Origin of the sequence: Novosphingobium ovatum, from assembly GCF_009909235.1 — a bacterium.
Taxonomy (GTDB): Bacteria; Pseudomonadota; Alphaproteobacteria; order Sphingomonadales; family Sphingomonadaceae; genus Novosphingobium; species Novosphingobium ovatum.
Genome location: NZ_JAAAPO010000006.1, coordinates 63,064 through 74,231 on the forward strand (window position 1 = coordinate 63,064; position 11,168 = coordinate 74,231).

General features: G+C 63.4%; 8 protein-coding genes. 1 reads left to right on the forward strand and 7 read right to left on the reverse strand.

Annotation, left to right across the window (positions count from 1 at the left end):
• Positions 1–162: 162 nt before the first annotated feature.
• The 6 genes from GTZ99_RS14660 to GTZ99_RS14685 form a co-directional block, all read right to left on the reverse strand.
• Positions 163–1,812: an FAD-binding protein gene (locus GTZ99_RS14660; RefSeq protein WP_161720200.1), complete on the reverse strand. Its 1,650-nt coding sequence runs from the start codon at positions 1,810–1,812 to the stop codon at positions 163–165.
• 163 nt (positions 1,813–1,975) lie between these two features.
• The gene (locus GTZ99_RS14665) at positions 1,976–3,985 is read right to left on the reverse strand and encodes an alpha/beta hydrolase domain-containing protein (protein WP_161720202.1); all 2,010 of its coding nucleotides are present in this window, start codon (positions 3,983–3,985) and stop codon (positions 1,976–1,978) included.
• Positions 3,978–4,295, reverse strand: coding sequence for an AtuA-related protein (locus GTZ99_RS14670; RefSeq protein WP_161720204.1), 318 nt, complete (start codon positions 4,293–4,295; stop codon positions 3,978–3,980). Before GTZ99_RS14670 ends, GTZ99_RS14665 begins: the two co-directional genes overlap by 8 nt.
• On the reverse strand, positions 4,295–5,632 hold the full coding sequence (locus GTZ99_RS14675) for an acyclic terpene utilization AtuA family protein (protein WP_161720206.1): 1,338 nt from the start codon (positions 5,630–5,632) through the stop codon (positions 4,295–4,297). The genes GTZ99_RS14670 and GTZ99_RS14675 overlap by 1 nt, the downstream gene beginning before the upstream one ends.
• Entirely contained in the window at positions 5,632–6,927 is a 1,296-nt protein-coding gene (locus GTZ99_RS14680; protein ID WP_161720208.1) for a CitMHS family transporter, read from the reverse strand. The genes GTZ99_RS14675 and GTZ99_RS14680 overlap by 1 nt, the downstream gene beginning before the upstream one ends.
• A gap of 4 nt (positions 6,928–6,931) precedes the next feature.
• Positions 6,932–7,819 (reverse strand): LysR family transcriptional regulator, encoded by an 888-nt coding sequence (locus GTZ99_RS14685; protein WP_161720210.1) that lies wholly within the window; start codon positions 7,817–7,819, stop codon positions 6,932–6,934.
• A gap of 819 nt (positions 7,820–8,638) precedes the next feature.
• On the opposite strand from GTZ99_RS14685, the gene GTZ99_RS14690 reads away from it, so the two are divergent.
• Positions 8,639–9,850, forward strand: coding sequence for a tyrosine-type recombinase/integrase (locus tag GTZ99_RS14690; RefSeq protein WP_161720212.1), 1,212 nt, complete (start codon positions 8,639–8,641; stop codon positions 9,848–9,850).
• A 79-nt stretch (positions 9,851–9,929) separates the two neighbouring features.
• Here the strand turns inward: GTZ99_RS14690 and GTZ99_RS14695 are convergent, their stop codons facing one another.
• A complete protein-coding gene (locus GTZ99_RS14695) occupies positions 9,930–10,736 on the reverse strand; it encodes a helix-turn-helix transcriptional regulator (RefSeq protein WP_161720214.1) in 807 nt (268 codons plus the stop codon).
• Positions 10,737–11,168: the final 432 nt, after the last annotated feature.

The following is an 11,168-nucleotide window of genomic DNA, read 5'->3' on the forward strand; positions in this document are numbered from 1 at the left end:
GGAGCAGCGCCGCCCTGATGCCCACACCCGGCGGGTGCGCCCAGAGTTCGTGGCGTCATGGTGCATCCATTCGCCGCCACCTTCCAACCTGTCCTATTGCGCAGTTCGTGCCTGCCGCCCCCGGCCGATGGGCATCGCCGCCCACCGGCCGGGATCACAGGATCAGACGTTGGCCAGATGCTGGCCCAGATGCTTGCCCGCGATATAGCCAAAGGTCAGGCCCGGCCCAAGCGTACCGCCAGCGCCGCCATACACTTCGCCCAGCACGCCCGCCATGACGTTACCCGCCGCATACAGGCCCTGAATGGGATTGTTGTTCCAGTCCAGCACCTGCCCATCGGCATTGGTCTTGGGACCACCGCTGGTGCCCAGCGCGCCCGATTCCATCTTGGCCGCATAGAACGGGCCCTGATCGATCACGCCCAGCGTGCGATAGGGCGGCTCGAAATCCATGTCGCCCCACATATAGAAGTTGTCGTAGGTGTTCTCGCCACGGTGGAAATCCTCATCCTTGCCGTTGCGCACCATCTGGTTGAAGCGCTCAACCGTGGCGACCAGCCCCTGCGGATCGATACCCGCCTTTTCGGCCAGCTCTTCCAGCGTGTCGCCCTTGACCATAAAGGACGGGGCGGGCGCGCCGGGCGCCGCGTTAAAGGTCTGATACTTGTCCTTGTTGCGCTGATCGATGACCAGCCAATAGGGCAGGTTGGGATAGGTATGTTCGCCCGCGTCAAACGCCACCACGGCCTTGCCCATGGCATTGTAATTGGTGGCTTCGTTGATGAAACGCTTGCCCTTGCGGTTGACCAGAATGGCGCCGGGGCGCGCACGCTCGTCCGAACCCAGCAGATAGTTGGGCTTGGCGCCGCGCTGGGGCTTCATTTCCAGCACGCTCTGCTGCCAGAAGGCGTTCTGCATGTTGCCCAGTTGCGCCCCCGCCTCGATCGCCATGATCAGGCCGTCGCCCTCGTTCTCGGGAACGCTGACGGGGCCGGTCATCGGGCCGCGCAGGAAGGTTTTGACCAGCGCCTCGTTCCATTCAAAGCCGCCGGTAGCGATCACCACCCCGCGACGGGCGCGCACGGCAAATTCACGACCGCTGGCATCTTCGCACACCACGCCGATGATGCGGTGGCCATCCTTGACCAGACGGCGGGCGCGCTTTTCAAACTCGACCGGAATGTTGCGCTCCAGCACCGCCAGATACAGCGCGCCGATCAGCGCCTGCCCCAGACCGCGATAGTCGCCCGCCTCGCGCTCAGCCAGTTCGGCCTCGCTCAACGAACCGCGGATCGCCTCCATCAGGCTGCCGCGCAGGGGATAGGCCATCTTGCTGGGGTTCACGCGCCCCGCCGCCTTGCCCAGACGCGCGAACGAGAACGCATCATTGTCGAGGCTGCGGCCGCCGTCCGGCTTGGCACCGGGCGAATAGGGCTGATAGTCGGGGAAATCGGCAAAGGCCGACATGCGCACCGGGGTCTTGTCCTCCAGATAGCGCAGCATTTCCGGGCCGTTCTGCATGAAAGCCCACAGCGTTTCGGGATCCAGCTGACCGGGCGCCAGCGAATCGAGATATTCCACGACCTCCTCATCGCTGTCGGGGACGCCCAGCGCCTGTTGGTGGTGGTTGTTCGGGATCCACAGCATGCCGCCCGACATCGCGGTGGTGCCACCAACCATGCCGGTCTTTTCCAGAATCACCACATCCTTGGCGCCAAAGTCATGCGCCGAAACGGCCGCAGTCAGTGCCGCGCCGCCCGAACCCAGGACGGCAACATCCACCTCCAGATCCCACTTGAGACCTTCACTCATCATCCGTCTCCCAACCACAGGCTTCGCCGGACGCGCGGATTCAGGCCGTCACGTCCTTTTTCGTTCAACGATCGATAATCTAAACAATGGCGCGCGCAGGCCCACTCCCACATGTCATAGGGAGCGGGCCGAAAAACGGGATGCCAATTGGCCCCGGACCGGATCAGGGGCGTGGCTTCAGCACGTCGCTGGCCTGAGCCTGTGCCACAAGGCGCGCGGCGTCATCAGGCAGCAGCCACCCATCGCGCACCTGCCGTTGCGCCACGGCCTGCACCCGCGCGACAAAGCCGTCATGGCTGCCATAACGCTCCTCCACCGAGGGGCGCGGATCACCGCTGGCCAGCCGCTCGGCACGGGTGCGGGCAAAGGGGATGTAGCCGCCGATAAAGCCGCATTCGCCCCCCGCGCCATAGCCCTGCGCCAGCACGTTCCAGCCCAGATAGGTCCCCAGCGGCACCTGATGCTGGACCGAGGGGATGCCCCCACCCACCTCGTTGCCATCGGCATCAACGCGCGGCACCAGCGAGGGGATCACGCGGCGGATCACCGGCGGTTGGCGCGTGATGACGCCCGCCACATCGCGATAGCGAAAGCCCGGCCCCAGATCATAATCCAGCATGGTGTTGATCAGCCCATCAGGACGCGGCGCGCCGGGTATGGCCGGCCAGCCCATCGCGCGGGCATTGGGCGCCACCAGATCGCCCCGCGCCAGCAGAGGGTATTGGCTGGGCGGCGGCGCCTTGCCTTCGCGCACCCACGCCACCAGCCGCCGCATCAGCACGCGCATGGTGGCGGCCGAGGGATTGGGGTTCATCGCCAGCGAGCAGGCGGGCGCGCCCGGCCACGGCTTGTCCCCATCCAGCGAAATTCCCCCCGCCATCGACCCGCCATGCGTCACGCCCGGAAAGTAATAGCGCCGCACATTGGCGGGCAGCGGCACATCGCGCGGCCGCCCCGTGCCCACCAGCACCGGCGACATGCGCAATCCCCAGAACTCGGCCGAGCCGAAGGTTTCCATCACCACCGGACAGGTATGGCTGGCCTTGCACCGGTCCAGCAGGCTGTGCGTGCCGCGCCCGCGCGCGGTGTCGGCATAGGGCGTCCACCATAGCACGCCCTCGCTGCCGACCTCGTACAGGTTGGCAGCCCCGCCCGGCACGCCAAAGCGCACGTTCAGCGGCACATGGCGCGCGGCAATATTGGCATTCACCCCATCAAACACGCGCCGCCCGGATTCGTCGGCGTTGAACCCCTGATTCAGAAAACTGCGCAGGTAATTGCCCGATTGTGACGTCCCCGCCGCCACGCTCCAGCGCACTTCGCCCGCCAACGGGTTGGGCGTGCCCGCATCATCTGCCCGCGCATGGCGCAAAAAGGCGTTGAAATCGCGCGTGGCGGCAAAGCCCACCCCCAACACACGCGGATCGCGCGCGCGATAGGCCAGACCATAGGCCAATTTGGGATCAAACCCGCCCTTCAGGCAAATGCGCGCGGGGTCTGGCGTGCCGGGGAAGGCCGCATTGCGGCAATCGGCAAAGGCCCATTGGTCGGCCGCGATCTCCACCGGGCGGGCGCGGTCCGATGTCTGACTGAACAGGCGGGCATGACGGGTGTCCAGATCAGCGGCCAACGGGCGCGCCACCGGCACGCCAATCCCGCCTACCAGCGGCAAGCTGGTGGTGCCCGGCGCCATGTCGGTAAAGCGGGCAAAGGCCATGCCCGTCACACCCGCCGCCACCGGCGCGGTCAGCGTCTGGCGGCCCGGCGCGGGATCCAGATCCCCCTGCCAGCCGCTGATCACGCGGATATGCCCATCCTCGTCCGGGGCAACACGGCCATTGCCACGATTGGGCACGTCATAGAACAGCACCCCGCTGCCCCGCTCCACCGGGCGGGCAATGGCAAAGGTGGCGCGGTACACCACCTGCCCCCGCGCATCGCGCGGCGCGGCGACCAGATCGGTGATGCCCGCATTATGCGGATCGGCAGGGTTCAACTCGCCCTCGAACGTGCCCTGAATGATTTCATAGGGCCGTTCGCCCGGCTTGACCGGCAGGGCGGCGCGGCTGTCGATATGCAGCCGGGTGACGCGCGCCTGCGCTCCGCCTGCCGCCATGCCCGCCCCCATCAGCGCCACCGCCACCAGCCCCGCGCCCTTCAGCCGTTCACGCATTGTCATCCTCCCCGATCTCCATATCCAGCAATTGCATGCCCAGCGTCTTGCCATGGGCGTCCAGTGCCAGCGAGCGTGTCACCCCGCCAGACAGCGCGCCATGTAGCACCAGATTGACCGCCCCCAATCCGGGCAGCGGATAGATCTCCACCCGTTCCACCGACAGGCCGCACAGCTGAGCCGACACCCGGGGCGCGGTTAACAGGCGCAGCAGGCGCGGATAATCGGCCTGATGATGGACAAAAACACAGATCTGCGAGGTGTCGCCCTTGTCCCCGGTGCGGGCATGGGCCAGCTCACCCAGCCGCATCACGCCACCTCATGCAGGATGGTGGGCACGACCGCCCCCTGCGGCAACAGCACCGAAGCGACCGCGACCACCTCGCGCAGGCTGGTCGTCACCCCGCCCCCGCCCGCCGGGCCGTTCAGATACAGCGCGTCGACCTCAGCCGGGATGATGCGGGCGGCCTGGGCACTGGCGGCGCGGCCCGCGATCCGCACCCGCACCTCTGCCGGGGCTGGGCGATGGGCGGTCACATTGGCCGCGTTCACCCCGATCAGATCACAGCGCAATTCATCCACCGGCGCCTGCAACAGCGCCAGCCGCTCGCGGATGATGGCAATGGCCAATTCCCCCCGCGCCACCGCGCTTTGCCCTGCATAGGAGATCTGCCCCTCGCCAATAAAGCCATCACGATAGCCGACCGAAACCTTGACCTCAGCAGGCCGCGCCCGCCCGTCAGCGCCCGTCACGCGGACCTGATCGGGGCCTGTCTGCGTCAGGGTAATACCGGTGAAATCGGCCACCACATCGGCCTGTCGATAGGCGGCAGGGTCCAAAATCTCGTACATCAACTGTTCCTTGGCGGTGGCAACGGTCAGACACCCGCCCGTCCCGGCCACCTTGGTCAGCGTGGCGTGGCCATCGGCCTCCACCACCGCCAAGGGAAAGCCCAAGCGCGCCAGATCGGCCACATCCTTTACCCCCGGATCGGCGAAATAGCCGCCGGTCAACTGGCCCGCACATTCCAGCAGATGGCCCACCGCCGTACCACGCCCCAGCCGCGTCCAGTCATCCACCGCCCAGCCAAAGGCATGGATCATCGGCCCCAGAAACAGCGCCGGATCGCATACCCGCCCGGTGAACACCACCTGCGCCCCCTGATCCAGCGCACGGGCAATCGGAAACGCCCCCAGATAGGCATTGGCCGAGACCACCTGTGGCGCGATGTCGCCCAGCCGGCCCGGCCGGTCGATCAGCGGCAGATCCTGTCCTGTCACCGCCTGCAACACATCATCGCCCAGCACGGCCGCCATGCGCAGCCCATGCAACCCCAGATCGCGCGCCTCCGCCAGCGCCGCGCGCATCGCGGCCAGCGGATTGGCCGCGCCCATATTGGTGACGATCCGCACCCCGCGCGCCACGGCCTCTGGCAAACAGGCCCGCATCCGCGCCTTGAGCAAAGGGTCATACCCGCCATCGGGGTCCTGCGCCCGCGCCAGTTGCGCCAGCGCGATCGTCCGTTCGGCCAGACATTCAAAGCACAGGAAATCCAGTTCCCCACGCGTGATCAGTTCCACCGCAGGGTCGATCCGATCGCCCGAAAAGCCCGCCCCCGCGCCGATGCGAATGCTTGCCCGTCCCATCACAACCGCCCCATCACAACCGCCGCCACGACCATCACCAGCGAGGCGGCGTACAACCACGGAAAGGCAAAGCGCTGATGCGCGCCCAATTCGATCCGCGACAGCCCCGCCACCAGAAAGGTCGCGGGCGTCAGCGGGCTGACCGGAAAGCCCACCGTGTGCACGCCCAGCAAGGCCGCCTGTGCCACCTGTGCCGGGGCCACGCCGAAATGGCCCGACACCTGCGCCACCACCGGCAACACGCCGAAATAGAAACTGTCGGGATCAAACAGCAGGCTGAGCGGCATCGCTACCAGCGCCAGCGCCACAGGGATCGCCCCGCCCCATGCCTGCGGCACCATGGCAACGCTGGCCTGCGCCAAAGCCTTGATCAGCCCCGCGCCGTTCATGATGCCGGTGAAGGCCCCCGCCGCGAACAGCACGCCCGCCATCAGCATCGCGGGCCGCGCATGGGCCTCTATCCGCAGCCGTTGGTCTTCGGCGCGGGGGTAATTGATCGCCAGTACCAGTGCCGTGCCGCCCATGAAGATCACCACCGGCTCGGCCTTGCCCGCGACCATCAGCCCCACCACCACCGCCGTCACCGCCAGATTGACCCAGAACAGACGAGGCCGTTGCCACGCGGGATCGCCCAGCGCGGCCATATCGGCATGCGGTTCAAGCAGACTGGCGGCGTCTGCCCGCAGGCCCAGCCGCGCTTCCTCGCGGCGGCCCATCCACCATGCCGCGCCAAAGACAAACACCAGCCCCACCGCCTGCACCGGCAGCATCGGGGTGAAAATATCCCCCACCGGCAGATGCAGCGCCGCCCCCGCCCGGATCGTCGGCCCGGTCCACGGCAGGAAATTCACCCCCGCCGCCAGCGAGGCACAGCAAGCCAGCACCCGCCGGTCCATCCCCAGCCGGTCATACAGCGGCAACAGCGCCGGGATGGTGATCAGGAAGCACACCGCGCCCGATCCATCCAGATGGATCAACAGCGCCAGCGCCGCCGTCCCCACCGTGACGCGCGCGGGCCGCCGCCCCACCAGCCGCAGCACGCCGCGCACCAGCGGCGCCAACAGCCCCGCATCCGACACCACGCCAAAAAACAGGATGGCAAAGACAAACATGCCCGCCACCGGCGCGATCTTGGCAATTCCGGCCACGACATAGGCGGGCACCTCGCCCCCTTTGCCCAGCAGCACCGCCCCCAGCACAGGTATCAGGATCATCGCCACCAAGGGCGACAAACGGTTGGTCAGGATCGCGGCCAGCATCACCACCACAATCATCAACCCGGCAAGCGCCAGCATATCCCTACCCCTTGTCTTTTATCAGCGCCGCCCACAAATTTCGCGCGGCAGGTGATAGCGTTCGCCCCGCCAGCCGCGCCACGCCGATGACGCGCCGCGCCTGTGGATCGTCCAGCAGGTGCCATTCCAGATCATGCCCCGCCACCATCGGCCGCGTCGAGAGCGGCAGGGCGCTGAACCCCAGCCCCGCCGCGACAAACGCCCCCACCGTCGCGGGCTGGGCACAGGCATACATCGGGCGCGGCGCAATTCCGGCACGGGCAAAGGCCGCATCTGTCAATTGCCGCACGCTGCTGTGCGGCGCCATAGCGATAAAGGGTGCCTCCAGAAAGCTGTGCCAAGATGGTTGATCGGGCGCCTCGCCCCGGCGGCAGACCAGCGCGCAAGGGTCATCACACAAAGGCTGAAAGGCGAAAGTCTCCACTCCGGCATCGGGCGGGGTGGTGACGGCGATGTCCACTTGCCGGTCACGCAGCCGTTCAAACAGCGCGCCCGCCAGCCCCTCGTGCACCGCCACATCCACCCCCGGCCAGGCATCGCAATAGCCCCGCAGGATCGCGGGCAATCCCCCCACCGCAAACGAAGGCAGAACCCCCAGCGCCACCCGCCCCCGCGCGCCGGCCAACACTTGCCCCAATTCGCCAAAGGCGTCCTCGGCATCGTCCAGCAGGCGTTCGGTCAGCCGCAACAGCGCTTCGCCCGCCGGGGTGATGGTCACCCGCCGCCGGTCCCGGTCAAACAGGCGCGCGTTCAGTTCCTCTTCCAGCAGTCGCACCGTGCGCGACAAGGCCGGCTGTGTGACATGCGCCAGTTCGGCCGCGCGGCTAAAACTGCTGGTCTGGGCCAGCAGGCGGAATTGGCGCAGGGCGGCAAGGCTGGGAATACGGCGCATCGGCTGCCTCACAGGCGCCTTGAATGGTCAGGCCAGACAGCAGGCCGGGCAAAGGCAACAGCCTGCCTCTGGCCCGATGGGCAAGATCCCTTCATGCGCTTCCCCCCATTGTCGCGCCATTTGCCATTGCGCAATGGCTCGGTTTTGACCGGCATCGGTTATAAAGGGAAATAGATTATGCTGATCCTGTTATGCCCTGCGGTAATATCCCAAGCCGCGCATGTCCCACCGCTCCGCCCGCACGGCACGATGCGAGCCAGACATCCTTGCCAAACACCCTGAACCCACGGCGGATTCAGTCACTTCAACCAATTATGGCAAACAGCATTGGCGCGAATTCATCAGCATCGCGACCTGACTGGACAGCAAGGGCAGCGGGGGAAAAGCATGGCGTGCCCGCCCGAAGCCCCAGTTTGCGCGTGGCCCATTTCAGGCCCCGGCAAACCGACGCCTCAGCCGCCGCCGGGCGCGACGACAAGGCAAAATCGGTCGTCATCGGAGCGCCCCGGCGCCCGATCAGCCTTGACGCAAGTGGCGCTGAGACGGCCCATTGTCCCCTCGCATTTTATGGGACACCAAAGGTTGATTACCGTGCATTTCGACGGGGTGAAATACCCAGGTGGCGGAGCGGGAGTCCGCCTAACTACCTTGTTCATGATCGTCCACGCTCGACCAGATCCATCCATTTTATCTCTATATATCATTGCATTAATATTAACATAGCGTTCACCATGGTTCACGCAGAACCCATCCATTCCGTTGACATCCAGATTTTTAGTGGGCATGAAAGTGGGCATCGTCAACCACTGAAAGGATGGTATGTCCCGCCCAATCCACCTCTTGAACGCCAAGAAGATTCAGCACCTCAAGGAGCCCGGCCGCCACTCTGACGGCGGCGGCCTCTACCTGCGGATTACCAAGCAAGGGGCAAAATCCTGGGTGTTCATGACCGGAAAAGGTGGTGGCGGTCGCAAGGAAATTGGTCTGGGCCCATATGCGTCGCTGACACTCGCGAAGGCCCGCGAAATCGCGGAAAAAATGCGCGAGGCAGTGGCGACGAACCGCGACCCCAAAGGCGTTATTGCCCCGGCGGCGCTCTCTGATGCGATTGCCATTCCAACCTTTGGCAAATTCGCGGACGACTACATCTCAAGCGTTGAAGAGGGCTGGAAAAACAGCAAGCACAGGCAGCAATGGCGAAACACTCTCCGCGATTATTGCAGTTCCCTCACGGATCTGCCTGTCGACGAGATCAGCACGGACAACGTCCTGAAGGTTTTGCGCCCTATCTGGTCCAAGGTTCCGGAAACGGCAGACCGTGTTCGGAACAGGATCGAAAAAATCCTCAGTGCCGCAAAGGCGCAAGGATTTCGCCCGAAGGATGCTGCAAATCCGGCCCAATGGCGGGGCCATCTTGAGTTGCTCTTGCCCAAAAAGGGGAAACTTTCGAGGGGACACCATCGCGCCCTACCTTATCTAAAGGCACCGACATTCATCGGTCAACTGCAAGGCCGGGGCGGAGTCGCAGCCAAGGCATTGGAGTTTCTCATTTTAACCGCTGTTCGCACGGGCAACGTCATCGAAGCCCAGTGGGAGGAAATTGATCTCAAGGAAAAGATCTGGACCATACCAGCCGCAAAGATGAAAGCGGAGCGCGAGCACATCGTCCCTCTCAGCGGCGCCGCTTTCGGGCTGCTGCTGCAAATTCAGCCGAACGAAAGTCAGCGGAAGGGCTTCATCTTCCGCAACAAAGATAGCGGCTTATCAAATATGGCAATGGCAACTGTGTTGCGTCGGATGAAAATTGAGGACGTGACCGTGCACGGCTTTCGGTCCACTTTTCGCGACTGGGTCGGGGATGCCACTAAGCACCCAGAGGACTTGGCTGAGCTGGCATTGGCGCACGTCATCAAAAATAAGGCCATGGCAGCCTATCGCCGGACCACAGCGATTGAGCGTAGGCGCGAACTGATGCAAGATTGGGCTGATTATTTGGCATCCGCGCCCAAAAATGGGGATGCAGTCACCTGACCCCGCCCAGTTTCCGGCTGCCCCCTCCGTCCCGAGTTAATCTGCACAATTGTCGCCATCACCCCGGTTCAATGTGCCGTCAAAGCTCCTCGTCTTCAGCAAAGCCTTCACTTTGGGCATCGGCCAACTCTTTTGACAAAAACTGGTTCGGTAGAGAAATCGCGGCAATTTTCCGAGGAAAGAGTGCAATCTCCTCGTCGTCTATGGTCTCAAAGTTGATGGTCCCACGATCACCTTCGTAAAAATCCAACTCCATCATCAAACTGGCAAGAGGACCAACCTCTTCAGATTGGTAGAAATCATCAGCATCAACGCCAAAGCACTCAGCAACATCTTGCCCTTTAAACCAGATTTTTAAACCTTCCTGCTCCCGGATGCCGTCGGCAATTTCGTCATCGAGAACATTGAGGTATTCTTCAAAGTCAAACACAATCCGATTGATCACAGATTGGTTGAAAGCAAAGGTTTCCTGAGGCGTGCTAACCAGGAAAAATGCATCCTTTTCGTCATCACAATTCAAGACATGGGCTCGGATCCGGTCCATCTCTCGATCTTCAATACGCAGCTTGAATCCCAGTCCATTGCTGAGCTGCAACTGCATTTCCCGATAGCACATTTCGTAACCCTCGTCGTCGGGCTTGACCGCTCTGCCAGCAATGCTCTTTGGGGACTGAATAGCGCCCCGGCCAGACGCTTCGGCCGGAAATAGCGCGTGCACCGAACAATTGAGCGCATTCGCGAGGCTTTCCGCCATTTGGAGTCTGGCCGACTGCACCCCAGCCTCCAGCCTTTGAACTTGCTGCTGGCTGGTTCCGGCAAGTTTGGCCAACTCACGCTGAGTCAGCTTTGCCTTCTTTCTGAATTCCTTGATTTTATTTTTCACCATCTTGACCTCCTTAACTACACGAATCAGCAAATACACGTTTTTGAGTCACAACACAATTATATGTTTTCACCTTCGTCCCGCCTCCGAACGCCAATGCGATCTCCCCGAAGCAAAATTGAACTGGGCGTTTTCGGAAATGACGAAAGTCATTTTGATCGGACGCGATCCGCGTCGGGTAAGCAGAAAGCCGGAAGCACCTAGCCCAACCCTCAGGTTTAGTGGCCCAGGTATCGACGTGGGCAGCCGCGCAACGGCCCTGAGAAAAAAGAGGTAGGGGGGAGAGGGACCCAAAGGGGGTATGGCTGTCAAACTGGAAGCTCATCACTAGGCTCCCCCATGATCAACTAGAAGTCCATACCTTGCAATTCACGGGCGAAGGGATGGTGGAATGATGGGCTGTTTTGCAAAGGCTGACTTGGCGATGCCGAATGT